The organism is Afipia carboxidovorans OM5, assembly GCF_000218565.1.
Lineage (GTDB): Bacteria > Pseudomonadota > Alphaproteobacteria > Rhizobiales > Xanthobacteraceae > Afipia > Afipia carboxidovorans.
In genome coordinates, this window is the sequence record NC_015684.1 from 2636512 (window position 1) to 2662218 (window position 25707).

At 61.7% G+C, this 25707-nt stretch carries 32 protein-coding genes and 1 tRNA gene; 12 read left to right on the forward strand and 21 right to left on the reverse strand.

The genetic code is table 11. The annotated features are described in order from the left end of the window. Positions 1 to 54: 54 nt before the first annotated feature. The 4 genes from OCA5_RS12455 to OCA5_RS12470 form a co-directional block, all read right to left on the reverse strand. Complete coding sequence (locus OCA5_RS12455) at positions 55 to 276, reverse strand: DUF3126 family protein (RefSeq protein ID WP_012562679.1); 222 nt, start codon at positions 274 to 276, stop codon at positions 55 to 57. A 115-nt stretch (positions 277 to 391) separates the two neighbouring features. Next, positions 392 to 1216: a serine O-acetyltransferase gene (gene cysE / locus OCA5_RS12460; RefSeq protein ID WP_012562678.1), complete on the reverse strand. Its 825-nt coding sequence runs from the start codon at positions 1214 to 1216 to the stop codon at positions 392 to 394. 106 nt (positions 1217 to 1322) lie between these two features. Beyond that, on the reverse strand, positions 1323 to 2075 hold the full coding sequence (locus OCA5_RS12465) for an alpha/beta fold hydrolase (protein WP_012562677.1): 753 nt from the start codon (positions 2073 to 2075) through the stop codon (positions 1323 to 1325). 84 nt (positions 2076 to 2159) lie between these two features. Continuing rightward, complete coding sequence (locus tag OCA5_RS12470) at positions 2160 to 3296, reverse strand: hypothetical protein (RefSeq protein ID WP_422836355.1); 1137 nt, start codon at positions 3294 to 3296, stop codon at positions 2160 to 2162. Positions 3297 to 3637: 341 nt separating this feature from the next. Between OCA5_RS12470 and OCA5_RS12475 the strand changes: the two genes are divergently transcribed. Together OCA5_RS12475 and OCA5_RS12480 are read left to right on the forward strand one after the other, a co-directional pair. Beyond that, positions 3638 to 3883: a zinc-finger domain-containing protein gene (locus OCA5_RS12475; protein ID WP_012562675.1), complete on the forward strand. Its 246-nt coding sequence runs from the start codon at positions 3638 to 3640 to the stop codon at positions 3881 to 3883. A gap of 5 nt (positions 3884 to 3888) precedes the next feature. Continuing rightward, on the forward strand, positions 3889 to 5073 hold the full coding sequence (locus tag OCA5_RS12480) for an FAD-dependent monooxygenase (RefSeq protein ID WP_012562674.1): 1185 nt from the start codon (positions 3889 to 3891) through the stop codon (positions 5071 to 5073). 4 nt (positions 5074 to 5077) lie between these two features. Here the strand turns inward: OCA5_RS12480 and OCA5_RS12485 are convergent, their stop codons facing one another. From OCA5_RS12485 to OCA5_RS12515, 7 genes are all read right to left on the reverse strand, one after another. Continuing rightward, entirely contained in the window at positions 5078 to 5446 is a 369-nt protein-coding gene (locus tag OCA5_RS12485; RefSeq protein ID WP_012562673.1) for a hypothetical protein, read from the reverse strand. A 74-nt stretch (positions 5447 to 5520) separates the two neighbouring features. Further along, positions 5521 to 6114 (reverse strand): GNAT family N-acetyltransferase, encoded by a 594-nt coding sequence (locus OCA5_RS12490; RefSeq protein ID WP_012562672.1) that lies wholly within the window; start codon positions 6112 to 6114, stop codon positions 5521 to 5523. A gap of 10 nt (positions 6115 to 6124) precedes the next feature. Further along, positions 6125 to 6895, reverse strand: a complete 771-nt coding sequence (locus OCA5_RS12495) for a glycosyltransferase family 25 protein (protein WP_012562671.1) — start codon at positions 6893 to 6895, stop codon at positions 6125 to 6127. Between the two features lie 22 nt (positions 6896 to 6917). Next, positions 6918 to 7004: transfer RNA gene (locus tag OCA5_RS12500), tRNA-Leu, on the reverse strand. Positions 7005 to 7141: 137 nt separating this feature from the next. After that, positions 7142 to 8200, reverse strand: coding sequence for an NAD(P)-dependent alcohol dehydrogenase (locus tag OCA5_RS12505; protein WP_013913233.1), 1059 nt, complete (start codon positions 8198 to 8200; stop codon positions 7142 to 7144). 274 nt (positions 8201 to 8474) lie between these two features. Then, the gene (gene gpt / locus OCA5_RS12510) at positions 8475 to 8978 is read right to left on the reverse strand and encodes a xanthine phosphoribosyltransferase (RefSeq protein WP_012562669.1); all 504 of its coding nucleotides are present in this window, start codon (positions 8976 to 8978) and stop codon (positions 8475 to 8477) included. A 209-nt stretch (positions 8979 to 9187) separates the two neighbouring features. After that, positions 9188 to 9934 (reverse strand): competence/damage-inducible protein A, encoded by a 747-nt coding sequence (locus tag OCA5_RS12515; protein WP_012562668.1) that lies wholly within the window; start codon positions 9932 to 9934, stop codon positions 9188 to 9190. Positions 9935 to 10144: 210 nt separating this feature from the next. On the opposite strand from OCA5_RS12515, the gene OCA5_RS12520 reads away from it, so the two are divergent. Beyond that, positions 10145 to 10894 (forward strand): proteasome-type protease, encoded by a 750-nt coding sequence (locus OCA5_RS12520; protein WP_012562667.1) that lies wholly within the window; start codon positions 10145 to 10147, stop codon positions 10892 to 10894. Between the two features lie 137 nt (positions 10895 to 11031). Further along, positions 11032 to 11784, forward strand: coding sequence for an SDR family oxidoreductase (locus OCA5_RS12525; RefSeq protein ID WP_012562666.1), 753 nt, complete (start codon positions 11032 to 11034; stop codon positions 11782 to 11784). A gap of 157 nt (positions 11785 to 11941) precedes the next feature. On the opposite strand, the gene OCA5_RS12530 is transcribed toward OCA5_RS12525, so the two are convergent. Further along, the gene (locus OCA5_RS12530) at positions 11942 to 12253 is read right to left on the reverse strand and encodes an usg protein (protein WP_012562665.1); all 312 of its coding nucleotides are present in this window, start codon (positions 12251 to 12253) and stop codon (positions 11942 to 11944) included. A gap of 479 nt (positions 12254 to 12732) precedes the next feature. Here OCA5_RS12530 and OCA5_RS12535 point away from each other — a divergent pair, with 479 nt between their 5' ends. Together OCA5_RS12535 and groL are read left to right on the forward strand one after the other, a co-directional pair. Then, a complete protein-coding gene (locus OCA5_RS12535; protein WP_012562664.1) occupies positions 12733 to 13047 on the forward strand; it encodes a co-chaperone GroES in 315 nt (104 codons plus the stop codon). Between the two features lie 161 nt (positions 13048 to 13208). Further along, a complete protein-coding gene (gene groL, locus OCA5_RS12540) occupies positions 13209 to 14852 on the forward strand; it encodes a chaperonin GroEL (RefSeq protein WP_013913234.1) in 1644 nt (547 codons plus the stop codon). Between the two features lie 120 nt (positions 14853 to 14972). Here the strand turns inward: groL and OCA5_RS12545 are convergent, their stop codons facing one another. The 6 genes from OCA5_RS12545 to OCA5_RS12570 form a co-directional block, all read right to left on the reverse strand. Then, entirely contained in the window at positions 14973 to 16010 is a 1038-nt protein-coding gene (locus OCA5_RS12545; protein ID WP_012562662.1) for a CHAT domain-containing protein, read from the reverse strand. 4 nt (positions 16011 to 16014) lie between these two features. Next, positions 16015 to 16194 carry a helix-turn-helix domain-containing protein gene (locus tag OCA5_RS12550; protein WP_012562661.1) on the reverse strand — a complete coding sequence of 60 codons (180 nt, stop codon included), beginning with the start codon at positions 16192 to 16194 and terminating at the stop codon, positions 16015 to 16017. Next, entirely contained in the window at positions 16191 to 16397 is a 207-nt protein-coding gene (locus OCA5_RS12555; RefSeq protein ID WP_012562660.1) for a lipoprotein, read from the reverse strand. The genes OCA5_RS12550 and OCA5_RS12555 overlap by 4 nt, the downstream gene beginning before the upstream one ends. Positions 16398 to 16402: 5 nt before the next feature. Further along, a complete protein-coding gene (locus OCA5_RS12560) occupies positions 16403 to 16609 on the reverse strand; it encodes a hypothetical protein (RefSeq protein ID WP_012562659.1) in 207 nt (68 codons plus the stop codon). Positions 16610 to 16611: 2 nt separating this feature from the next. Then, the gene (locus OCA5_RS12565) at positions 16612 to 16920 is read right to left on the reverse strand and encodes an Lrp/AsnC family transcriptional regulator (RefSeq protein WP_013913235.1); all 309 of its coding nucleotides are present in this window, start codon (positions 16918 to 16920) and stop codon (positions 16612 to 16614) included. Positions 16921 to 17834: 914 nt separating this feature from the next. After that, positions 17835 to 18938, reverse strand: a complete 1104-nt coding sequence (locus tag OCA5_RS12570) for a transporter substrate-binding domain-containing protein (protein ID WP_244396158.1) — start codon at positions 18936 to 18938, stop codon at positions 17835 to 17837. A gap of 256 nt (positions 18939 to 19194) precedes the next feature. On the opposite strand from OCA5_RS12570, the gene OCA5_RS12575 reads away from it, so the two are divergent. Both OCA5_RS12575 and OCA5_RS12580 read left to right on the forward strand, forming a co-directional pair. Beyond that, positions 19195 to 20274, forward strand: coding sequence for an acyltransferase family protein (locus OCA5_RS12575; RefSeq protein WP_012562656.1), 1080 nt, complete (start codon positions 19195 to 19197; stop codon positions 20272 to 20274). 172 nt (positions 20275 to 20446) lie between these two features. Beyond that, a complete protein-coding gene (locus tag OCA5_RS12580; protein WP_012562655.1) occupies positions 20447 to 20695 on the forward strand; it encodes a hypothetical protein in 249 nt (82 codons plus the stop codon). Between the two features lie 67 nt (positions 20696 to 20762). On the opposite strand, the gene OCA5_RS12585 is transcribed toward OCA5_RS12580, so the two are convergent. After that, a complete protein-coding gene (locus OCA5_RS12585) occupies positions 20763 to 21083 on the reverse strand; it encodes a hypothetical protein (protein WP_013913237.1) in 321 nt (106 codons plus the stop codon). Positions 21084 to 21216: 133 nt separating this feature from the next. Between OCA5_RS12585 and OCA5_RS12590 the strand changes: the two genes are divergently transcribed. Next, positions 21217 to 21669: a carboxymuconolactone decarboxylase family protein gene (locus OCA5_RS12590; protein ID WP_012562653.1), complete on the forward strand. Its 453-nt coding sequence runs from the start codon at positions 21217 to 21219 to the stop codon at positions 21667 to 21669. An 18-nt stretch (positions 21670 to 21687) separates the two neighbouring features. Here OCA5_RS12590 and OCA5_RS12595 read toward each other — a convergent pair whose 3' ends face one another. Then, entirely contained in the window at positions 21688 to 22824 is a 1137-nt protein-coding gene (locus OCA5_RS12595; protein WP_012562652.1) for a glycosyltransferase, read from the reverse strand. 321 nt (positions 22825 to 23145) lie between these two features. Between OCA5_RS12595 and OCA5_RS12600 the strand changes: the two genes are divergently transcribed. The 3 genes from OCA5_RS12600 (at position 23146) to bcsS (ending at position 25303) form a co-directional block, all read left to right on the forward strand. Continuing rightward, positions 23146 to 23949 carry a DUF72 domain-containing protein gene (locus OCA5_RS12600; RefSeq protein WP_012562651.1) on the forward strand — a complete coding sequence of 268 codons (804 nt, stop codon included), beginning with the start codon at positions 23146 to 23148 and terminating at the stop codon, positions 23947 to 23949. Positions 23950 to 23973: 24 nt separating this feature from the next. After that, positions 23974 to 24435, forward strand: coding sequence for a DUF488 domain-containing protein (locus OCA5_RS12605; protein ID WP_013913238.1), 462 nt, complete (start codon positions 23974 to 23976; stop codon positions 24433 to 24435). A gap of 121 nt (positions 24436 to 24556) precedes the next feature. Next, complete coding sequence (gene bcsS, locus OCA5_RS12610; protein WP_012562649.1) at positions 24557 to 25303, forward strand: cellulose biosynthesis protein BcsS; 747 nt, start codon at positions 24557 to 24559, stop codon at positions 25301 to 25303. 6 nt (positions 25304 to 25309) lie between these two features. On the opposite strand, the gene OCA5_RS12615 is transcribed toward bcsS, so the two are convergent. Next, a complete protein-coding gene (locus OCA5_RS12615; RefSeq protein ID WP_012562648.1) occupies positions 25310 to 25690 on the reverse strand; it encodes a DUF4189 domain-containing protein in 381 nt (126 codons plus the stop codon). Between the last annotated feature and the right edge of the window lie 17 nt (positions 25691 to 25707).

A 25707-nucleotide genomic window follows, 5' to 3' on the forward strand; every position in this document is an offset into this window, starting at 1 on the left:
AAATGAAAATGGCCGGTAAAAACCGGCCACCGCATCGCCTTTCGTGAGGCAGCGTCAGTCTTCCTGATCGGCGAGATCGTCCTCGAGGATCGCCATCTGGAATTGATAGGAACGGTCATCGTCCTCATCGTCGACGAACAGCACGCCGATGAACTCCTCGCCGATATAGACCTCGGCGGAATCGTCCTTCTTCGGGCGCGGCACGACGCGGATCTTCGAGTTGCCGAACGTGCGCTTGAGGTAAGCGTCGAGCTTTCTGACTTCGGTAACGTCCACGGCAATCTCCAGTGAGGGCGACGGCGCCCCTCTTACGCGCGGCCAAGCTTAGCGCCGGGCCTCATGCACGCCAATAGCGCAACGTGCGTCATGAACCAAGTGCAGAGAATGTCTTTTACAAGCCGAGCGCGGTAAGCATCTGGTCCATGGTGCGCGACGGCTCGGAGCAACCGGCCGTTCCCACCACACGCGCCGGCACACCCGCCACCGTGACGTTGTTCGGCACCGGCTTCACCACGACCGAACCGGCCGCGATGCGCGCGCAATGCCCGACCTCGATATTGCCGAGGATCTTCGCGCCCGCGCCGATCATCACGCCGCGGCGGATTTTCGGATGGCGATCCTCGTTCTCCTTGCCCGTGCCACCGAGCGTGACATCGTGCAGGATCGAAACGTCGTCTTCGATCACCGCCGTCTCGCCGACGACGAAGCCAGTTGCATGATCGAGGAAGATGCCGCGGCCGATCCGCGCCGCCGGATTGATGTCGGTCTGAAACACCGACGACGACTGGCTCTGAATGTAGAAAGCGAAATCCTTGCGGCCCTGCTTGTGCAGCCAATGCGCAAGACGGTGCGCTTGAATGGCATGGAAGCCCTTGAAGTACAGCAGCGGGTCCATGAAGCGCGAGGTCGCCGGATCACGGTCGTAAACAGCTACGAGATCGGCGCGGAAGACGTTGCCGAGATCGGGATCGTCGCGCAGTGCATCCTGATACGCCTGACGGATCAAGCCTGCCGACAGCGCCGCATGATCGAGCCGCTCGGCAATGCGATGCACGATCGCATCTTCGAGCGTGTCATGATGAAGGACGCTCGAATAAAGGAAGGTCGCAAGCTCGGGCTCGTGCCGGGCTGCTTCTTCTGCCTCCTCGCGAATCCGGCTCCAGACCGGATCGACCCGCGAGAGGGCTGCTTTTGCATCGACGTGGACTTTAGCCATAGGTTTCTTCCGGGTGTTGTGCCCGCCTGCGGGAGGCGCAGTTTACCACATAATGGCCGATGGCAACGCTACAATGCCACCGTCCGGCCCATACGGATAATAAACCTCAATCATGACGGGCAAGGAAGGCGAGCACGCCCTCCTTGTAAACCCGGTCTCCGACCGCCCGCATGTGGTCGCGGCCCGGAATGTCGAGCATTTCCGCACCCCGCATCACCTCATGCAGCCGCTGCGGCGAACCCGACACATCATCATTGGTGCCGACCGCGATCAGCGCCGGTGTCTTGATCGAAGCAACCTGCTCCGGCGTCAGCCATTGGCGCGAGCCGCGCAGACAGGCCACAAGCGCGCGGCGGTCCGAGCGGGTCTGCTCTGCGAATGCGCGAAACATGCGGCCCATCGGATCGGTGACGTCTTCAAGCGACGGCGCCTCGAGCGCCACCGCAACATCCTCGCCGGGCCCACCGCCTTCGATCAATCCATAACCGAGGCCGCCGATGATGAGCGTGCGCAACCGCTCCGGATGATGCAGCGCGAGTACAGAGGCAATGCGCGAGCCGAGCGAATAACCCATGATGTCGGCGTGCGGAATATCGAGATGATCCATCAGCGCGCGCACGTCGCTCGCCATGATCTCCAGCGAATATTGCGCACGATCATAAAGCTTGCTGGACGCACCATGGCCGCGATTGTCGAGCGCGACGACGCGGCGGCCTGCCTTGGTCAGCGCCGAGACCCAACCCGGATAAACCCAGTTGACACCCGCAGACGAACCGAAGCCGTGGACAAGGAAAATCGGATTGCCCTCGCCTTCATCGATATAGGCAATCTCGACGGGGCCGTTGTGAAAACTCGGCATGGCACTTCCAGTGTAGGTAAAAACAAGACGGCGGCCGTTCTAACCGCGTCGGTAGGGCTTTGCCAGTGCTTGACGCCCGGCAATTTATGCAGATGAGGCTTGCGTTGCGAGGAAGAGGCGCCGGGCTTTCACGCGCTTGCGGCGATGAAGCCAGGCGAGCGTCAGTCTTTCCGTCGTCGATTTGATCGAAGCGAGCGTGCCGATCAGTGCAATCAGCGCGGCGAATACCCACCATGCAAGATTGAATGCGCCGCTCGCGAGCAACAGCGCACCGCGCCCGAGAAGCTTGAGCGTCGCGCGGGTTTCCTTGCCCTTGGCTTCCGCAAGTCGCGCCGCGCGCGCAACATCCTTCGGACCATCGGCAATGCGTAGCACATCGAGCGTGCCCTTCGCGCCGATCTTGGCGTTGACGCGACCGGTGTCCTTGGCAAGGCGAACAAGCACGCCCGCCTTCTCCGCCTTGAACGCGGCCTTGATGAGATGCGCGCTCTGTGCCGGGCGCGTCAGCGAGACGTTCTGAACAGCATGCGTGAGAGCGGGCGTATCGATCATGTTGCGCGCGGCGCGGCCCGTCCATGCCGTGAGACCCGCGCCGAGGCGGCCGGTCTTGCGTGCATCCTTCACGAGGGTAAGCCCGGCGCGCAAAGGTGCGACGCCCGCGGCCGATACATAAGTCGCGGCCGTCACCACGATGCCGGTCGCCGCAAGACCGAGGATCAGCCTGTCGGCCTCCTCGCCCATCACAAGCCGCTTGCCCTCGCGCAACACATCGCGCACGTCGCCGAACACGAACAGATCGCCCACGAGCGTACCCGACAGGCTCGCCGCATCGTCACCCTCGCCGGTGACAAGTCCGCGCGCAAACCGCCCGGCGACCGCAGAGGCTCCATCATGCGCGGCCACCGCCGCGCGAACCTCATCCGTCAGTTGCTCCGGGAGAGCAATGCCCTTCGCAGCCGCGACAGCCACGAAGCTCTCCGCAAGCTCGGGATCGCCCGCTTCCAGCGCCTGGCGAATATGTCCGTCGATCACGGACGCGCGCGTCTCACCTACCGGGAGAGCCTGCTCCAGCCGGACATCCGACAATCGCGCAGGGTCGTCCTGCGCCATGAGAATGGCGAGGGAGGTCTCGGCGCGCGGAAACAGCAGCGCCAGGGCCGTCACACAGACGGCCAGAGCGCCAACGCATCCAATCGCAAGGCCGGTTTTATTGGTTTGCATGCACAAGCCAAAGGTCATGCGTATTGATGTGGCAATTCTGCGGCGGGTTCACCAGAGCTCCCCCTTCAGACGTGCGTCGAAAGCAGTCCCTCCGAAAGGAGGGCTTTCCGCAACCCTGGAGAGCGTATGGAATCCTGATCGAACAATTTACTCCGCCCTCGTGATTTCTGTTGTGAATCCGACGGGACCCGTGCTGACCCATCTGGTATTGCGCGTATCATAGGGGTAAGAGGTTCCCGCCCTCGCGGGTGACTACGCACTCATCGACAATCTGGACGCTCTGCTTCACCAAGCGCTTCGACGACCCGGAAAGTTCCAAGGCAATCCCAAGGTTAAATCCAATGGCCGACCACATCGTTCCTCACTTCCACAATGGCCCGGGTGTCAGCGTCATCGAAATCGGATCGCGCGAGTTCATGTGCATCGGCGCGAACCCGCCGTTCGATCACCCGCACGTCTTCCTCGATCTCGGCAATGACGACGAGATCATCTGCCCGTACTGCTCGACGCTGTATCGCTTCGCACCGGATCTCGCGGCCGGTGAAGCGCGGCCGCCGCAGTGCGTGGTGGAAGACAAGGTTCTCTGAGCGGCGTGGAGCCCGCCCGCACGCTTGCCATCGCGGGGGCTGGCATCGGGGGCCTCACCGCCGCGCTCACGTTGAACCGCATCGGCTATCGCGTCATCATTCTTGAACGCGAAACCGAACTCACCGAAGCAGGCGCCGGCCTTCAACTCTCTCCCAATGCAAGCCGTGTCCTGATCGATCTTGGGCTCGAGCAAAGCCTTGCCTCCACCGCAATCACACCGGAAGCCATCCGCGTCATCAACGCGCGCAGTGGTCGTGACATTGCGCGCCTGCCGCTCGGCGAGCGCGTCTCCACCCGCTTCCGTGCGCCCTACTGGCTGATCCACCGCGCCGCCCTGCAGGCGACGCTCGCCGCGAAAGTGCGCGCAACGCCCGGCATCGAACTACGGCTCGGCTGGCGCTTCGACGAAGTAACGGATGAGGCAAGCGGCGTCACCGTCATCCAGCGGCGCGGGATGTCGTACCGGGCAGAGCGTGTGCAGGCACTGATCGGCGCCGACGGTGTCTGGTCCGCCGTGCGCCAGCAGGTATTCCCCGAGGCTGGCCCGCGGTTCAGTCGCCGCATCGCATGGCGCGGCATGATCGATGCGGCGCATGCGCCCCGCTTCTTTGAAAAGCGCAACGTGCATCTGTGGATGGGGCCGAACGCGCATCTCGTGGCCTATCCGGTCGTCGGCAGCGGCAGCATCAATCTCGTCGCCATCGTCACCGGCGAATGGAACAAGCCGGGCTGGAGCGAGCCCGGCCACGCCGCCGAACTTGCCCGACACTTCACAAAACCCTGGGACGATTTCGCGCGCGCGCTCATCAACGCGACGCCGAGCTGGCGCAAATGGGCGCTGTTCGAGGTCCCGAACCCGGTTTTCGCCAAAGGCGCTGTTGCGATGCTCGGCGACGCTGCCCATGCGATGTTGCCGTTCGCGGCACAGGGCGCGGCGATGGCAATCGAGGACGCAGCCGTGCTCGCACGCAGCATCGAGACGCATCCCGACGATCTCACAGCCGCCTTCCGCCATTACGAGACGGCGCGCCGTGCGCGTGTCTCAAGAGTGCAGCGCCTGTCGCGCCAGAACGGGCAGATCTACCACCTCAAGGGTGTCGCCAGCACCGCGCGCGACCAGACCATGCGGCTGCTCGGCGGCAAGCGCCTGCTCGCCCGGCAGAACTGGATTTACGGCTGGCGCCCCTGAGGCATCAGCGTTTCGGATGGGATTTGCGTCTGTCCGGATGCGTGGGCGTGGCCGGCTTTTCGATCGGCACCGGGCCGCAGTTCAGCTTCTGCCGGTTCTCGTCGATCTGTTCGAGTTGACCGCGCGCGGTGACGAACTCGCTCTGGTAGGCAAGCCCCGACATCAGCGACCCCGCAAAGCCGGTCTCGGCCTTCGCCATCAACCCCTGCAACTCGGCAACGCGCTGGGCGACAGCCTTGCGCGCGGTGTTCAACTGCTCGCAGTTGTAGAGCGCGTAATGCGCGGGATCGACAAAGAAGCTCGCCGCCTGCGCGGCAGCGGGCGCGCCACACACGAGGATGGCAGCAAGAAAGAGAGACGTCCGATCGCGCATGCGTTCAATCATCCGAAGCAAATGAGGATGGCACCCTAGAGCATTATCGTGTCCGATGGAATCCATCGGGCGTCCTATCGCAACGCCAGCCGGGCCGTCAGCGTGTGCTTCACCTCTGGCCATTCGCTATCGATGATGCTGAACATCACGGTGTTGCGCACCCGCCCGTCAGGCATGATGCGCTCATTGCGCAGGATGCCCTCCTCCTTCGCGCCGAGCCGCGCAATCGCCGCGCGCGATTTCGCATTGAGCTCGTCGGTCTCCAGTTGCACACGGACACAGGCGAGCGTCTCGAAGGCATAGGTCAGCATCAGAAGCTTCATCTCTGTGTTGACCACCGTTCGTTGATGCGACGCCGATATCCAGGTGTGACCGATCTCCACCTGCCGGTTCTTGTGATCCAGCCTCCAGAACCGCGTCGAGCCGATCGGCTTGCCGCTCGCGCGATGCTCGATGACATAAGGAATGACCGAGCCGCTGCGCCAGCCGTCGAGCGCGGGGGCCATATAATCCGCAACAGTCGCAGCCGAGGGCACCGTCGTGACCTTGAGCGTCCACAACTCGCCGTCGGATGCCGCCTGCACCAGCGCGTCCGCGTCGTCTTCGCGCATCAGGCGGAGCCGGACGTGAGCGCCGACAAGATCGGGAGCGGGTGCTGGCGTCGTCATGATTCAATCCTCAGGATTCGTCGAAACCGATCGCGGTGCGGCGGCGGCCACGCAAGCGGTGCCCAAGCTTGCGCAACTCCTCGGCATAGCGGCGGCCCTGACGCGCAAGCTCGCCCCGGCGCTTGAAGTCGCTGCGCCCGACCGCGCTGCCGGCCTCCTCCAGTGCAGGACCCTTCTTCTGCACGGCGAGCGCGGGAAACATCTGATAGGTCGCAAGACGCGACGCCTTGCCCAGCGCATAATCGAAAATGATCAGATCGAGCGGCAGACTGATGCGCTCCGTCATCGCAAGCAGCCGCTTCGCACCCGTTCGCGACACGATATAGGCGCCCGCGCGATAATGCGTACTGCGTACCCGCCCGAGCCGAAAGCCCTGCCCGACCTCGCGCGGCGGCACGTCGATCCAGACGCGGTTGAAGCTTTCCTCGATCTTGACGATATCCGCATCCACCGGAATCCACGCTGTATCCGACAGAAATGCAGGCAGCCGCGGCGAGAACAGCATGTCGTCCTCGAACACACAGCCATGGCTCGCCGCCCCATCAGCGATCATCTGCCAGCACTTGCGGTGGCTGAGAGCGCAGGCGACCTCGTTGGGCTTGAGCGGCAGCCACGCCGGATGAGGCGCGCGCACGGTGTCGAGCTCCGCAGCGGTCATCGCCTTTCCATCGACCGCATCGACACGCGTGAATGCAATCCCGAGCGCGCGGAAACGCGCCTGCATCTCGGCAAGCCGCTCCGGATCACGCGCGAGATTGATGAGATAGGGCGGGATGGTCATGAAGGCCGGCGAGTCCAAGAGGTGGTGCGGACGGCGGGGATCGAACCCGCACGACGTTGCCATCGAGGGATTTTAAGTCCCTTGCGTCTACCAATTCCGCCACGTCCGCACGTCGCGCCTTGTAGCACCCGCTCCCCCCAAAGGAAAAGCGATGCGGAGCGCCGAAATCCGCAACGAAGGGACGAACGTCCGGCCGCTGCCGGGGCGACCGAGGCAAACCCATGCCCCGATCCGCCGCAGACTGGCCTAAGCCGCCTCTTTCAGGGAAGCCATGTCGATAACGAAGCGATATTTCACGTCGTTCTTCACCAGCCGCTCATAGGCCTGGTTGACGTCCTGCATCTTCACCATCTCGATATCGCTGACGATGTCGTGGCGCGCGCAGAAATCGATCATCTCCTGCGTCTCGGCCATGCCGCCGATCGCCGAGCCGGAGAGATTCTTGCGGCCGAGGATGACGCTCGCGCCAGCCACCGGCGGCACAAGTTCGGTCAGCGCGCCGACCAGCACCATGGTGCGGTCGAGCTTCAGCAGACTCATATACGGATTGACGTCATGGCCGACCGGAATGGTGTCGAGCAGGAAGTCGAACGTCCCGGCATGAGCGGCCATCGCCTCCGCATCGCGCGAGACCAGCACTTCGTCGGCGCCGAGACGCCGCGCATCCTTGCCCTTCTCCGGCGAGGTCGTGACCATCACCACGCGTGCGCCGAACGCCTTGGCGAATTTCACGCCCATGTGCCCGAGCCCGCCAAGGCCGATGATGCCGACCTTCTGCCCCGGCCCGACGCGCCAGTGGCGCAACGGCGAATAGGTGGTGATGCCCGCGCACAGCAGCGGCGCCACCGCCTTGAGGTCGAGCGTGTCGGGAATCTTCACGACGAAGCGCTGTTCGACGACGATCTGCTCCGAATAGCCGCCGAAGGTCAGCGCATCGCTGCCCCGCTCGCGGGCATTGTAAGTCAGCGTCGCGCCATGCTCACAATACTGCTCGAGCCCCTCGTCGCAGGCGAAGCAGCGGCGGCAGGAATCCACCATGCAGCCGACACCGGCAAAGTCGCCGGCCTTCAGCTTCGTCACATTGGCGCCGACGCGCACCACGCGGCCGACGATCTCGTGGCCCGGCACCATCGGATAGAGCGAATTCGCCCAATCATTACGCGCCTGATGCAGATCGGAATGGCAGATGCCGCAATAGAGAATTTCGATCTGGACATCGCCCGGCCCGACATCACGGCGTTCGAACGAAAACGGGACCAGCGGCGATTTGGAATCATGAACTGCGTAACCGCGCACCTTCAGCATAGAACTTCCCCACAAATGAATGAACGGAACGCCTTCCGCAAAAACGCGATGCGCGCTCACGCAGCGCCCGCCAGCCGCGCCTGAGATAGGAACGCCACTTGGCATCGCCAAGAGCTACGAAAGAGCTAGCGACCAAAGAGCAACAGGGATCATCGAGCGCGCGCAGCAATGGTGACTCATCACGCCCACTATCGATCACTCGATGCAGATAGCGCGAACGCCCTCATCCTAACCTTCCCCCACTTGCGGGGGAGGGAATGGGAGTGGGAAACGCCTACGCGCCGTTCTCGCGGATCGGCGGCTGAAACGACAGCCCGGTGTCCCACGGAAAGAATATCCAGGTGTCCTGTGACACTTCCGTGATGAAGGTATCGACCAGCGGCTTGCCCATCGGTTTGGCATAGACCGCGGCGATATGTGCCTTCGGCGCCGTCTCGCGAATGATGCGCGCAGTGCGGCCGGTGTCGACGAGATCGTCGACGATCAGAAGCCCCTCGCCGTTGTCGCCGCCGAGCCGCGTCACCGTCTCCGACAGACCTTTCAGAACCCGCATCTCGGTCTGCGTGGTGTGCTCGTAGCTCGCCACGCACAGCGTATCGATGACGCGCAGACCCAACTCACGTGCGACAATCGCCGCCGGCACCAGCCCGCCGCGCGTCACCGCCACCAGCGCACGAAACGGCCCGGCTCCGTTGAGCCGCCATGCCAGCGCGCGGGCATCGCGATGAAACTGATCCCACGACACCGGAAACGGCTTTTGCGCGGCGTTCTCACTCATCGTTCGACTCCAGACTTTCTTTCACCTCTCCCGTGGGAGAGGTCGGATTGTCATAAGCGCGTTGACGCGCGTTTGCGCCGCGCTATGGCAATCCGGGTGAGGGCGTACGCTCTCGCTAAATCCAGCCCCCCTCACCCCAACCCTCTCCCCACTGGGGAGAGGGAGTATATCGTGCCCGACGGCGCTCTTATGCCTGCGTGACAAGCCGCTCACTGCACCGGATTGCGCGAACCATGCAGTCCGGCCAGCATCTCCTTGACCTCGTCCATCGCGACCTTCAGCTTCTCAGGGTCGCGCGCGCGCACCACGACGTTGGTGTTCGGCCGGCCCGCATCGTCGATATAGGGATAGCTGCCGATGCTGGTTTCGGGATGGGCGGTGGCGATCATGCGCAGTGGCGAGCCGATGTCGCCCTCCTTGGCATTGGCCCGCACCGAATCCGACAGCATGCGCTGGCCGACACGCAGCCGCGGCGCGACGATATCCATCATCGCCTGCATGATAGAGGGCACGCCCGCCATGACGATGACGTTGCCGACCTTGAACCCCGGCGCGAGAATGGTCGCGCTTTCGATCAGCTCCGCCCCCTCGGGAATCCGCGCCATCCGCAGCCGCGCTTCGTTCAGCGCATCGCCGAACCGCTCGCGGAAGCGCGCCACCACCGCGGGGTGATAATCGATCGGCACGCCGAACGCCTTCGCCACCGCGTCGGCGGTGATGTCGTCATGCGTCGGCCCGATGCCGCCGGTTGTGAACACGTAATCGTAACGCTGCCGCAGTGCATTGAGCGCGGCGACGATATCGTCTTCGTCGTCGGCGACGATACGCACTTCCTTGAGGTCGATGCCGAGATTGGTGAGGTACTCGGCGATGAAGCCGATGTTCTTGTCCTTGGTGCGGCCGGACAGAATTTCATCGCCGATCACCAGAATGCCGGCAGTGACGATCTCGGTCATGTCGCACCTCGATTAAAACGGGCGGCGCGTCTGCACCTGCATGCTCCGGAGCGGAGCAACCCGCGATTGTTCCACCACTTGCATATCGCGGGGCCCGCGTTCTTTCCACCGTCCGTTTGCGGCATTCCACCTCTCTTTACCGGAACGACAACACCGGCGACGGTTGCCCGCCACCGCGGGTTTGCGTAAAAAACCGCGCGGAGACCCCTCATGACCTATTGCTGCGGCATCCTCGTCAAGGACGGCCTCGTGATGCTTGCCGATACCCGTACCAATGCGGGACTCGACAACATCTCGACCTTCCGCAAGCTGCACGTGTTCGAACAGCCGGGCGAGCGGGTGATGGCGCTCGCCTCCGCCGGCAATCTCGCGATCACGCAGTCGGTGCTCACGGTGCTCACCGACGGTATCGAGAATCCGCTGACCGGCGAGATCGAAACCCTGATGAACGCGCCGAGCCTGTTTCTGGCCGCGCAACGCATCGGCCGCGCGGTCCGCACCGTCAGCCGCATCGAGGGTCCGGCGCTCAAGGCGGAAGACATCAACTTCGATGTGTCGTTCCTGTTCGGCGGCCAGATCAAGGGCGCGCCGATGCGCCTGTTCATGGTGTACCCCGCCGGCAACTTCATCGCCTGCACCACCGATACGCCTTACCTGCAGATCGGCGAGCACAAATACGGCAAGCCGGTGCTCGACCGCGCGATCTCCTACGATGTCGAATTGTATGATGCGCTCAAGATCGGCCTGATCTCGATGGATTCGACCATGCGCTCCAATCTCGGCGTCAGCCCGCCGATCGACGCCCTGCTGTTGCGGAACGATGCCTGCACGGCCGAACTCAATATACGCATTGAGGACGATGATCCCTATTTCCGCGCGCTGCGCCGCCAGTGGAGCGAAGCGTTGCGCGCGGCCTATCAGAGCATTCCGCGCCCGCCTTATGGGCATAGCAAAGCGTAGTTTTTCGTCATGCCCGGCTTAATGCCGGGCATCCACGTCTTCTTTTCAAAATGAAAGACGTGGATGGCCGGGACAAGCCCGGCCATGACAAAGTGAAATGCGAAATAATAACTTCAAATATAATCGGGAAGCAAAACATGTCTGAACTCAAAGTCGCCCTCGTCACCGGTGCGAGCGCCGGGATCGGCAAGGCCTGCGCGCTCGCGCTCATCAAGGCGGGATTCACCGTGGTGCTGACCGCGCGCCGCAAGGACAAGCTCGATGAAGCGGCAGCCGAGGGAAGCAAGCTCGGCACCTGTCTCGCCGTGCCCGCCGACATGACCGACCCGGCCGCGATCGATGCGCTGTTCGCGCGCATCGTGAAGGAATACGGACGGCTCGACGTGCTGTTCAACAATGCGGGCGTCGGCACGCCGCCGGTGCCGCTGGAAGAACTCACGCTGGCGCAGTGGCAGGCAACGGTCGCGACCAATCTCACCGCTCCGTTCCTGTGCACACAGCATGCCTTCCGCATCATGAAGGACCAGACGCCGCGCGGCGGCCGCATCATCAACAACGGTTCGATCTCGGCCTATGCGCCGCGGCCATTCTCCGCGCCTTACACCTCCACCAAGCACGCGATCACCGGCCTCACCCGCTCGATCGCGCTTGATGGCCGCGCCTACGACATCGCGGGCGGCCAGATCGACATCGGCAATGCCGCGACCGAGATGACCAAGCCGATGGCGGCAGGCATCCGCCAGCCGCGCGGCGACGTGATGGTCGAACCGACGATGGATGTGCAGAACGTCGCCGACGCGGTGGTGTTCATGGCCACGCGCCCGCTCGACGCCAACGTGCTGTTCATGAACGTGATGGCGACCAAGATGCCGTTCGTCGGGCGGGGTTAGGACCGCCCTGCCAATTACACGGGTGTGCCCCGGACGCGGTGCGGCATACTTCATGCCGCTCCGCAGAGCCGGGGCCGCGCCAGACCGGATACGAGACGGTCCCGGTTCTGCAACGCAGCGCTTGCGCGCTGCATTGCGCTCGGGACACGGGTAAACTTCAATGCAGCCGAAACACGCCGTCGATCGCTTTCATCTCGGCGGGCTTGATCAGCCGCGAATGCGCGACCGTCACCGCGAACAGCGGCCCCTCGAGTTTGTCGCGCCAGAATTCGAGGAAGGCGTTGAGCGCCGGGAAGTTCGGAAACAGGTCGTAGTTCTGCCAGACGTAGGATTGCAGCAGCCAGTGATGGTCCGGCCGGCGATAGAGAATCTCCGCCGTGGTCAGCCCGTAGCCCTTGAGCTGCTTCTGAAAATCGGAGCTGACCGATGTCTCCGATGCCCTTGTTTCCGATGCCTTCTGCAACGCCATTCCAGCCTCCGTTCAGGGGACGTGCATCCCGGGAGGGCGGCGGGCCGCCGATGGCGCGAGCCTTCCGAAAAGCTTCGGAATGGCTCCGCGTCTCGCCTCAAGCCCGTGCCCCTCGCGACGCACAGGTGAATCTGACGCATGAACTTCCCTGATCTCAAGCCTCAAAGTTAAATAAATTGTTAAATATCAATAAATTAGCAGCAGGCCAGCAATACTGCTGACAAACGGATCAAGGCGGCCGGTCACGGCCCGGAGCGATGTAGCCTTCCGCGCTCCGGCCTTGTCCCCACGCCGCAGGACTCCCCGCGCCTCGCATTAACGATTTCTGGCAGTCGTCATTTTTGAGTGCCAGAAAATTTGCTATGTTCCTCTTGTCGGCGACAAAAGCTCGCCTATGTCCCGAGGGTCGGCGGTGGCACTCCCACTGAACGACTGCCAATTAAAGACAGACAACAATTTCAATATCTTAGGAGGACTGCATGAAATTCCGTCCGCTTCACGACCGCGTCGTGGTCAAGCGCATCGACGCCGAAGAGAAGACCGCAGGCGGCATCATCATTCCCGACACCGCGAAGGAAAAGCCTTCGCAGGGCGAAATCCTCTCGGTGGGCCCCGGCGGCCGCGACGAGGCCGGCAAGCTGATCCCGATCGATCTCAAGGTCGGCGACATCGTGCTGTTCGGCAAGTGGTCCGGCACCGAGGTCAAGATCGACGGTCAGGATCTCCTGATCATGAAGGAAAGCGACATTCTCGGCGTCCTCACCGACGTCGGCTCCAAGAAGAAGGCGGCCTAACGCATTTACGGGAGCCGTCATCACCGGGCTGAAGTGCGAAGCACGTCTTCGCGTCGATATCCCGGTGATCTACGTCTTCCCTTCATTCCACGCATCCAGACGTGGATGGCCGGAACAAGTCCGGCCATGACGTCGCAATCGAGATTTCAGGAGATCAAACTATGTCAGCCAAAGAAGTAAAATTCGGCGTCGACGCGCGCGACAAGATGCTGCGCGGTGTCGACATTCTCGCCAACGCGGTGAAGGTCACCCTCGGCCCGAAGGGCCGCAACGTCGTGCTCGACAAGTCGTTCGGCGCGCCGCGCATCACCAAGGACGGCGTCACCGTCGCCAAGGACATCGAGCTTGAGGACAAGTTCGAGAACATGGGCGCACAGATGGTGCGCGAAGTCGCCTCGAAGTCGGCAGACCTCGCCGGCGACGGCACCACCACCGCGACCGTGCTCGCGCAGGCGATCGTCAAGGAAGGCGCCAAGGCGGTTGCCGCCGGCATGAACCCGATGGACCTCAAGCGCGGCATCGACCTCGCGGTCGAGGCTGTCGTTGCGGACCTGCAGAAGAACTCCAAGAAGGTCACCTCGAACGACGAGATCGCCCAGGTCGGCACCATCTCGGCCAACGGCGACACCGAAATCGGTGCGTTCCTCGCCAAGGCGATGCAGAAGGTCGGCAACGAAGGCGTCATCACCGTTGAGGAAGCGAAGTCCCTCGACACCGAGCTCGACGTCGTCGAAGGCATGCAGTTCGACCGCGGCTACATCTCCCCCTACTTCGTCACCAACGCCGACAAGATGCGCGTCGAGTTCGACGACGCCTACGTCCTCATCAACGAGAAGAAGCTCTCCTCGCTGAACGAGCTGCTGCCGCTGCTCGAGGCCGTGGTGCAGACCGGCAAGCCGCTCGTCATCGTCGCTGAAGACGTGGAAGGCGAGGCTCTCGCCACCCTCGTCGTCAACCGTCTCCGCGGCGGTCTGAAGGTTGCCGCCGTCAAGGCGCCGGGCTTCGGCGATCGCCGCAAGGCCATGCTGCAGGACATCGCGATCCTGACCGGCGGCCAGGCGATTTCGGAAGACCTCGGCATCAAGCTTGAGAACGTGACCCTGCAGATGCTCGGCCGCGCCAAGAAGGTGATGATCGACAAGGAGAACACCACGATCGTCAACGGTGCCGGCAAGAAGGCCGACATCGAGGCGCGCGTGGCGCAGATCAAGGCGCAGATCGAGGAGACCACCTCGGACTACGACCGTGAGAAGCTGCAGGAGCGTCTCGCCAAGCTCGCGGGCGGCGTCGCGGTGATCCGCGTCGGCGGCGCGACCGAGGTCGAGGTGAAGGAACGCAAGGATCGCGTGGACGACGCGATGCATGCGACCCGCGCGGCTGTCGAGGAAGGCATTCTTCCGGGCGGCGGCACCGCTCTCCTGCGCGCCAGCGAAGGCCTGAAGCGCATCAAGACCCAGAACGACGACCAGAAGACCGGCGTCGAGATCGTGCGCAAGGCTCTCTCCGCGCCGGCCCGCCAGATCGCCATCAACGCCGGCGACGACGGCTCGGTGATCGTGGGCAAGGTGCTTGAGAAGGAGCAGTACGCTTACGGCTACGACGCGCAGAACCACGAGTACGGCAACCTGGTCTCGAAGGGCATCATCGACCCGACCAAGGTCGTGCGCGCTGCGATCCAGAACGCGGCTTCGGTTGCCTCGCTCCTCATCACGACGGAAGCGATGATTGCCGAACTGCCCAAGAAGGGCGGCGCCGGCGCACCGGGCGGCATGCCCGGCGGCGGCATGGGCGGCATGGATTTCTAAGAAATCCGGTCATTCCGGGCGCGGTGCGGCATTCTTCATGCCGCTCCGCAGACCCGGAATCTCGCTCCACAAAACATGAAGGGCGCGGTGCAAACCGCGCCCTTCATATTCCAAACTCGATCAAGCAAGAACTAGTTTTTTTGCGTTTACGCCATTCGCCACCAACAATTGGGGCGTTTTAGCCTCGCTGATAGAAACCGCCTCGATGGCTACGAGGCCCTGCTCGAAAGCGGCTTGCAGTGATTGTCCCGAAGCGATAGCGGCATAAAAGCGGGCGGCAAACGCCGTCGCCGCTAAATCGCTTATTGAGTCCCCCATTACTACAATCGCCTTCGCCGGCGGCAGAAACGCGCTCTTCGCGCCAGCGCTATGGCAGGAGTTCAGAACAATAACCTGAGGCGGGTTATCGACTGCGCTAACGGCTTTCGCGAGAAGATCGAAGGTTACGACCTTGCCCAACGCCGGCTTTACTTTGGCATGATCCACAGCGATGCCACCGCTGAAGCCGTGCCCAGAAAAATGAACAATGCCCGGCTCAAGGTCATTCAAACCATCCATGATAGATGTCAAATTCGCAGCAGGCCGATAGTGAAGCGCGACGCTGTCACGGAGCTTGGAGCCACGAACGACTTCCTGCACTTGGCGTATTTCGGCATCGACGCGTAGCGGACTTTGCAGGTCGGGGTTCGCAGTCGAATAAAGAACGTCGAGGCGCTTTTTTCCCTTCAAAGCGCGGCGTGTAATGGTTTTGACGACGATTGTCTTTCCGCCCCGAACTACCGGCTTACGTTTGGTCGGAATCCTTGCAGCGAATTTTGGGTTATCGGCAACACGGACGATCTTTTCCCGATTGGCGCGGACAAACTCGTTTTTTGAATAAACGTACTGGCTCCTGTCGGCAGCGTAACCCTCGTTCTTTGCCCGGTCGATGAGGTGTTTTTTGTAAAGGTACTCAATCTCATTTTGTGCCTGCTGGGAATCCTTGGCCTTGATGTGCGCCTGAGCCATAAGTTCCTTTTTCGAGCGGGGTCTAGAACCGCGACCATAGACGGTATTGAAAAGTTTGCGGCGCAGTTGCGCCTTGCCCAAGTCTTTTCCGAGACGTTCGACATTCTCTTCATGGTTGCCTGTCGGGTCGATGACGGATTGGCGAATCACTGGCTCAACCCTTTTTGCTCAACGTGACGTTCGGCACCATACGGCTGATGGTCGGCTGGCTCACGCCTAGCACCTTCGCAAGTTGCCCCTGCGAGTATCCCTTATCGAGGAATTCAAGCAATTTTAGCTTCCGTAATATCTCAAGCTCTTTGAGGATAGCGGCGGCTTGTTCTTCAGTCATCATGCGCGCGCCTCCGGACGCCCGGCAATCTTGGCGATTTCCTTGGCGAAGCCTTTCGGAAACATGCGACTCAGGGTGGCTTCACTGACGCATAGCGCGGCGGCAATATGCTTTTGCTGACAACCAATCGCCAGCGCTTGCAAAATGAGAAGCATTTTGACGGAGCGAAGTTCTTCGACGACTTCGTTCCCAGAGTTCTTGTCCATGGCGTTTATTTCCCTTTTGGCTTGCGCCCCTTCGAGAGCGTCACGTTGACGTGGTTTGCGGTGGTACCCAGGATTTCGGCAATCAGCGTTGGCCGCAAACCTGCGGAATCCAAGAACAGGATTTTGTCCTTGCTGGACGGCATCGAGGCCGTCAGGGCGGCAGCTTGCAGTTTGATGAGGATGTCGAGTTTCGAGGAAATATCATCGGCCATGACTAAGCAGTTTCTTTCTCGGGTTTGAGGGGCAAAGCATAAAGATGCAGCGGATGGTCGTCCGCACCAATGCGAATTACGATGCCCGCCTCAACCCATTTCGCAATTGTGCGGCTAAGGTTTCCGCTGTCGAGCTTGACGCGCTTTCCGATGTCGGCCTGCGGCGTCTCGCCGTCGCACAAGTTGTATGCCAAGACTTGTTTGGCGCTGCCTTTGGTAGGAGCGACGATTTTGCGAAGCACTTCCGGAGGAAATGCTGTGCGGCCCAGCGTGGCTAGGATGCCCTTCAACAGTGCATCTGTCGTATTCACTCAACCCTCCTATGAATAGAATTTCTTCGACATAAGCATGCGGGTAGACAATTCAAGGCAGAGTTTATTCAATCTCCTTTTTGGGTAACCTACCTATGGTTGTTATTACTTCATAATCTATTGTATTTATTGCATAAAATATTTGTACCGATTCGGTCATTAGTTATCAACACGAATAGTCGCTCTAAGATATAGTGGATCGCCTACTCTTGCGGACTTGACAATGAGATATATAGGTTTATATTCCTATTCATCCCGTCTCACTCGAGGGGCGGATCGCGATCGTCACGAACGCGAGGCGGGATGCGGTGGACGCGGCAGCGTCAGGCGCGGTTTGAAGCGGGAGGGCGTCGCCTTGTTTTCAACGGGCGGCGTGACCTGCGGAGAATGCGCTGACGGCGGCGCTGTGCGGACGGCCCAAGTCGTGTGGTCCTGCGAAATCCGCCCTGCCCCGTTCGCTTCCAACCGGAGGCGTCGGCCTCAGCGGAGACGACGGTGACAGCCTGCGGGCGTTCGCCGGGGAGAGCACGAAGCAAGCCGTTAAAACCATTGCGTGCGGAACGCCGGATGTCTCCGGCGCAACCGTGGTGACTGAAGCTCGTGTGCACAACTATATATCGCACGCGAGGCTGCGGATGCGGCGAGCATCCGGCGTTCCGCGCGCCCTCTTTCTTGGGCGTGAACGATTGGTTTGAGAGCGACGGCGTCCCCGCGCCGCAAAGAACAGGGGTGATGTTGCATACCCTGTCAATGGCGCGGGTTGGATTCTGGTGCGAACGGGGCAAGCCCCTACGCACGGCCGCAAAGAACAGAGGCGATGTTGCATATCCTGTCAATGGCGCGGTTGATTCTGGTGCGAACGGGGCAAGCCCCTACGCACGCGCCGCAAAGAACAGGGGCGAGAATGCGTGCGTCTAATACGTCGAGCCGAGATAGCGGAACAGCGTGTCACGCCACCAGTCGGATTCGGTGACCTGCAGCATCGCGACGTTGAGCGGCTTGCGCAGCTTGCTGTTCGGGCGCATGGCGATCGCATAACGCTGCGGCTCCAGCATCAGGTCGGTCAGATCGAGCGACGACAGTCCCTGCTGGCGGATCATCCAGGCGAGCAGCGGACGATCGTAAACAAGTGCATCGATCTTGCCGCTGCGCAGCGCTTTGAGCCCATCCTGCGGCGACGGCAGCACCGAGTGAACGATGCGCAGCCGCGTCAGCCCGTCTTGCGACGACGTTCCACCGGGCACGCCGACCTTGATGGACGACAGATCGGCCACCGAATTGACCATGCCGTGCAGCCGTTTCGTCGTCAGCGACGAAGTGATGCCTGCGGTGAACACCGCAATCGCGATGACCGACGTCACCATCCAGATCATCGCGATGATGCGCCCCGGCAGCGTCAACGGCATGATGCCGCCCGCCGCGCGCTGCGTCATCGTGTGGGTCGACCACCACACGCCGGAGGACAGGCCGCGCACCACGGTGCCGCCGAATCCATCGTTCGCCTTGCGCTCGAACAGCCAGATCACCACGCCCGCAGTGACCGCGAGTCCGAGCAAGGTCAGTGCCGCCTGCAGGAAGCTCCACGATGCGATGGATTTGATCACCGGAATCCAGTTGGTGATGCGGTCCGCCTGAACGGCAACGCCGGTGCCGGCGTGGAAATACGACGTCGTGAAATCAAGCGCCTGCTCGCGCTCCGCCGTGATGCTGATCGCGGAAATGGCAACATCGAACTGTCCGGTTTTCACACCGTCCAGAAGCGCCGGCACAGTATCGGCCTCGACGAAGTGGTAATTCCATTTCAGCCGGCTGGCGAGATGCTGCCAGAGTTCGATGCTGACACCGCTCCAGTTGCCGTTCTCGTCCTTCATCGCGAATGGCGGCGCGACCTTGGTGCCGATGACGAGCTCACGATCCACCGGCGCGGGATTGGCGGCGCGCGTCTGACTGAAGGATGGCGTTGCGGACAAGAGGCTGATCGCAGCCGGCATCAGCGCGAGCCACAGCAAAAGAGCCAACCAGCACCGGCAAGCACCGCGCAACCGTGAAATGTTCAATTTGAGGCCTTTATCGCGAAAGGTCGGATTCGCGCATGTTACGGGAACCCTGCATGACTGCCAATCTTGCACCCGCGAACATGCTGACCGGCAATTTAACAGTGGAGCCTCTTTAACAAAGGAGCTTTGGCGACATTCGTCCCATGCGATTCCGCGCGGAACAATGCCCGCCCCCATTCATTCCACTTCGCGTGTCCCTCCGGGCGCAAGGAGGCGCATGCTCGTCCACATCCAGATATTGCGATTTCTCGCTGCAGCCGCCGTGGTGGCGTTTCATGTCTGGGGCATCGCGCCGGACCACATCAACGTACCCGCGGAGACACCCACGCTCGGCCTCTGGCATTTCGGCCATGGCGTCGATCTGTTCTTCGTCATCTCCGGCTTCATCATGTATTACGCGACGCAGGCAGCCCTTGCGCGCGGCAAGCCACTCACGCCATCGGCGTTCCTGCGTCGCCGTGTCGAACGCATCGTGCCGCTCTACGCGGCGATGATCGTCATCATGACGGCGCTTGCGATGGTGCTGCCCGCCATCTTTGACGCGCCGGGCTGGTACACGCTGCCTCACGTTCTGAAGTCGCTCGCCTTCATCTCCTTCACGAGCGGCGAGATGCCGGTGGTGTTCGTCGGCTGGTCGCTCGAATACGAGATGTTTTTCTATCTCGCACTCGCGCTGTTGATGGCACTGACGCAGGATGCATGGCGCGCCGTGGTGGTGACGTTCTGCGGTCTCGTCATGATCGGGAAAATTCCCGGGGTCGCGGAGGCGCTGGGGCATTACACGTTCTTCACCGATCCGCTGATTCTGGAATTCATCTACGGCATCATTGCAGCTATTCTGTTCATCGAGGGTATGCGCGCGAACAAAAGTCATCGCGCGTTGCTGGTGGCCACGGCCTGCACGACGATTGTGCTGCTGGCGACAGAACCCACCAACCGCGCGCTAATTTATGGTCTGCCGTCGGCTGCCCTGGTGCTCATCGCAGCGTGGATCAGCCGCCAGCGCACGCAGCCGTCGCGGATCGAGCATGCATGCGAGCGGCTCGGCGATGCATCGTTCTCGATCTATCTGGTGCAGGCGCCGCTCGTCGTGTTCGCCGCGCAGAGCGTGGCGGCGCTGTCTCCGACGATCCATCCATGGTCACTGGTCTTGCTGGCAAGCACACTGGTGATCGCCGCGGGCCTTGCGCTCAACATCGTGCTGGAGCGTCCCCTGCTCGCACTATGCCGGCACATCGGCAAGCATCCATCTCGTACCCGAGAGGCCGCCGTTGAATTCGCAGCTTCAACGCGATGAATGCGAGCGACAAACGACGAACATGAAAATTCGTTCACGCACATTTATCGCAAGCACGCCCATCCTGTATCGCCTGTTCATGCTCCGGTCATCACCACTCAGAAACAATGGCCGGCGGCGATGATTAATATCGTCACACGATTATTCGTCCACCTCACCGAGGAGACCCGCCATGAAAAAAATTGCTTTCGGATTTGCTGCAGCCCTTGCGCTGGGCCTTGCCACCCTTGCCGCTCCGGCCTCAGCTGCTCCGGCGGCAGCGCCTGCATTCGGCCTGACCAACATCCCGCATCCCGGCGTCACGAATGCCTACGTTACGCGTCGTGTCGTTCGCCGTGGCCCGCACTGTACCGTGCGCAAGATCGTGCGCCGTGGTCCTTACGGGCAGCGCATCGTCACCACGAAGCGTTTCTGCCGCTAATCGCAGTCCTCAAGAAGAACGCCACGCATCATGCGTGGCGTTCTTTATTCAATCACAGGATCAAATCTCAATCGTCATCGTCGTCATCGGCAATGCTCCGGCGCGGCGGCGGTGCATAGCGACGCTTGGTGGCACGGATATTTCGCGCTGAGGTACGCGGCGGATAAAACACCGCGTGGCATGCCGGGCTCAATCGTGGCCCTGCCTGCTGCAGGCAGTTCGCGATGTGATCGGCATTCGGAATGTAGTGGCTGCACAACCGGAAGACATCCGGTGTACAGGCCTCGCGCTCATCTGTCGTACCCTGCGCCTGCACGCTCGCCGGCACGCATAGCAGCATCGAAGCGGTTACCCATCCAGCCGCACGCGATCCCAGTCCGAATCCCATCATGGTCTCCCAAGGCTTTGCGATGTCGACGCCAAGCTAAACACGCTCATCGCTTGCGCGAAAGCCCCTCGCCTGCCGATGCAACAGTTCCGCATGGTGCTAAAATACGTCATCCCCAACCGGAGAATCAGTGATGTCCCACCGCGTGGAAATCAAGAAAGTCGCGCCGGATGCCATGAAAGCGTTCGGCCCGCTCTATCAGTATGTCGGCGCGTGCGGTCTCGACCGCGCGCTGATCGACATGCTGTTCATGCGTATTTCGCAGATCAACGGCTGCGCCTATTGCGTCGACCTGCACTGGCGCGACGCGATGAAGGCCGGCGACGATGCCCGCAAGTTCAACAGCATCATCACCTGGCGCGAGGCGCCGTTCTTCTCGGAACGCGAGCGCGCGGCGCTGAACTGGGCGGAGAGCCTCACCCTCGTCGCAGATACCGGCGCGCCGGATACCGATTATGAGGAGATGAAAGCGCATTTCAGCGAGAAGGAAATCGCGGACGTTACCGTCGTCATCGCACTGATGAATGCGATGAACCGGCTCGGCATCGGCCAGCGGCTCGCGCCAGCTATCAAAGTCGCGAGCTGAGGCTCGCGACCGATGCGTTTATCGCTTGCGCCAGACCAGAAGGCTCGAGATGCCGTAGTTCCACACCACGCCCATCAACGCGCCAGCGATACCCGCAAGCCACCACACAGCGTTCTGGTCATAGACCGAGAAAGCAACGCCGACATTGGCGAGCAGCCCGACGCTGCAGACGATGTAGAACGCGATCAATCCACGAATGAGCTTCGCGCCACGCAGCCGCTGATCGCGATAGGTCAGGCGGTTGTTGAGGAGGAAGTTTCCGGTCATCGCGGTAAACGCCGCAATCCCCTGTGCGACCGCAAACGGCGCGTTCATCGCAAGCGCGAGGTAGAGCGTCGCCAGGTGCACCAGAAGGCCGATGCCACCGACGAAGGCGAACATCAGAAACCGCAGCGACACGGTATCGAGGGTGAGCTTCGCCAACACGAGGCCGAGGAAATCCATCACCACGAGCGAATCGAGCTTGCTCTCGCCGTGCAGTCGTGTGCCAAACGTGAACGGAACTTCGACCGTGCGCAGGCGACCTTTCGCGGACGCGATCAGGTCGAGCAGAATCTTGAACCCCTGCTCGGAGAGCGAGGGTGCAATCGCCTCGAAACGATCGCGGCGGACCATGAAGAACCCACTCATCGGATCGGCGATCTCGATGTGCAGAAGCTGTTTGGCGAGCACGGTCGCGAATTTGCTGCCGCCTGCGCGGGTGCTGCTGAAGCTGTCAGCACTGCCACCGCCGACATAGCGGCTCCCGACCACGAGCTCGGCCTCGCCACTCTGCAGCAGCGCAAGCATTGTCGGCAGTCGCGTTTCGTCATGCTGCAAGTCGGCGTCCATCACCGCAACGAACGGCGCCGAGGAAGCCAGAATACCTTCGATGCACGCGCCAGATAAGCCACGGCGGCCGATGCGGCGAACGCAGCGCACGCGAGTGTCCTGCTGCGCGAGGCGACGTACGACTTCCCAGGTGCGGTCGGGCGAATTGTCGTCGACGAAGATGACCTCAAAAGGAATGCCCTGCAGCGCAGCGTCGAGCTTTTCGAACAGTACCGGCGCGTTGTCGCGCTCGTTGAAGGTCGGCACCACAATGCAAAGCTGCGGCGCGACACTGTCAGCACGAATAGCTGCGGGATTGGCACTGAGGGGCGCGAGCGAAGTCATGTCGTTGGCAGGTCCAGGGCAGACGATCGGCCTCGCCCGTGGGCGGCCATGTGACCTTCACCTTCGCAGCAACACGTTGCCAGAATGGTAATCCGCGGAAATCGCGGTGGCGCAGAGTAAATTTAGGGTTGAAAATGGTAACGACCACGAATGACGCGGGCTGCGCGTACATCCGGCGCTCGCCCGGGCAAATCACGAAGATTTGCCGGTCTTTCGTGGTCGTTTCGGCGACGGTGCGGGGGCAACAACATCGCCGTTGAATGGGAGATGGGGGCGCAGGACCCCTTCCGCAAGGGGGCCAAAAGGACGCAGGGGAACCGCATGAATAAAGGCAAAATTTACATCGGCATCGGCGGATGGACATTCGCCCCGTGGCGCGGGGTGTTCTACCCGGAAAAGCTCGCCCAATCGAAAGAGCTTGGCTACGCGGCCTCGAAGCTCACCTCGATCGAGATCAACGGTACATATTACGGCTCGCAAAAGCCCGCGAGCTTCCGCAAATGGGCCTCCGAGGTGCCCGAAGGCTTCATCTTTTCACTGAAAGGGCCGCGCTTTGCCACCAACCGCAAGGTGCTGGCCGAAGCCGGCGACTCCGTACGGCGGTTCTACGATTCCGGCGTGCTCGAACTCGGCGACAAGCTCGGCCCGGTGCTCTGGCAGTTCATGCCGACCAAGCGCTTCGATGAGGCGGATTTCGGCGCATTCCTCGAACTCCTGCCGCGCGAGCTCAACGGGCGCAAACTGCGGCATGTCGTGGAAGTCCGTCATGACAGCTTCTGCTGCGACGCCTTCATCACGCTTCTGAAGAAATTCGCGGTCCCGGTCGTCTATGCCGACCATGCGACCTACCCCGCAATCGCGGATATCACCGGCGATTTCGTCTATGCCCGCTTGCAGACCGGACAGGATAGCGTGAAAACAGCTTATCCTCCGAAACAGCTCGGGCAATGGGCGGAGCGCCTGCGGACCTGGGCAGACGGCGGTGAGCCGGACGATCTGCCCCGCATCGGTAAGCCTGCCGCGAAGAAGAAGCCCCGCGACGTGTTCGCCTACATCATTCACGGAGGAAAAGTTCATGCGCCGGCCGGCGCAATGGATTTGATCGGCCGCGTTTCCGAAAAGTAATTGAAGACCGGAAGGACCATGACCATGGCAAAGAAGAAAAAGATTTTCACTATCGGCTATGAGCATGTCAGCTCCCGCGCCGTGCTCGACGAACTGGAGCGCGCCGGCGTCAAGATCCTTGCAGACGTGCGCGCCATCGCTTCGTCGCGCCGCGCGGGCTTCTCGAAGAACCAGCTTGCCGCAAGTCTCGACGAACGCGGCATCGGCTACGTCCAATTCCGCGGGCTCGGCACGCCGAAGCAAGGCCGCGAGGCCGTGCGCAAAGGCGATATCGCCACCATGAAGAAGATCTACACCGCGCATCTGAAGACAGCAGAAGCGAAGCACGAAATGGACGAACTCGCGGAGCTCGTCAAAAAGACGGGGCCGGTGTGCCTGTTATGTTTCGAACGCGATCATACCAACTGCCATCGCCACTTCATTGCCGAGATCATCGAGGAGCGCGATGACGTCACTCCCGAACATCTTGTTGCGCCGCAGTTTTAAATTTTTTCCGTTCGTTCCTTAGACGTTCTTCCCTTGCTGCTGGACGTCAGCACGCGCTGCCGGTTTACTGGCTCACGTAATTCTACGTAAGTTTTTCACATAGCCCGAGAGCCAGGGCAGTATGCGTTGCGTCCGCAGTCTCACAGTGGCGTGGATTGGCGTAACCTCGGTCTTTGCAGGACCGGCGCTCGGCGAGCCTTTACCTGATGACGGAGAAGCCGACGCGACAAACCATCGCGATGCGACCTTCCTCTATTTTACCGGCGCCGACCTCTGGCGAAAGGGTGGGACGAGCTATGGCGGCGCGCTGTGGTCGCCCGGCGGACTCAACGCCGACGGCTTCACCCTGAAAATGCTGCTCGCGGGCGGCGACTACCTTTATCGGTCGTGGACCACCGACATCCGCGGCATCGGCCTCGCCGCCTCGGTTCTGCCCGGCTATCGCATCAAGCGCGGCGACCTCGAAGTGAAAATTTATGCCGGGCTCGACGTCCAGCACCACTGGACGCTGCCGGATGATCCCGGAAACCGGCTGCGCGGTACCCATCTCGGCGCACGCGTCAATCTCGACGCTTGGTGGGAGCCCCTGCCCGCCCGGATGATGGTGGCGACGACGCTCACGGCCTCTACAATCGGCGGCAGCTATGGTGCGCGTGCGGCCACCGGCTGGCGGCTGCTCGATCGGTTTTGGGCGGGGCCCGAAATCGAAACGTCAGGTGATCGTAACTACCAGCAATACCGCGTGGGCGCGCATCTCACATCGTTGCAGTTTGCGGGCTACGAATGGGCATTCGGCGGAGGCTACGTTCAAGACAACAGCCGCCGCTCCGGCCTTTACGGCCGCTTCAGCGTCCTGATACGGCGATAACGAATCTCAGCCGCGCGCATCGCAGGCCCAGGCGCGGATTACGCATTCCTGGCCGCCATAGGCGTAGCACTTCTTGCTTGCAGCGTTGAGCGCGCTCGAAATGCGCGGCTCGACCGCATAGCCAAAGGCGCCGCAGGGATTTTTCATATCGACGACGAAAGCGGCACAGGCGCGCCGCATCGTCACCACCGTGCAGTCGCCCTTGCACTGCTTGCGCGCCGAGGCGATGGCTGCCTCCTGCCGCGCATGGTCAAAGGCCTGCCCGTAAGCGCCGCACTTGCCGACCGCGAGCGCACCGGCCGCATAAGACGATGCAGGCAACACGCCGCTGAAACACAGCGCGGCCAGAAACAGCCCGGCAAAACGCAAGGTCAAGGTGCTTCGCATATCGCTTCCCCCAAAAG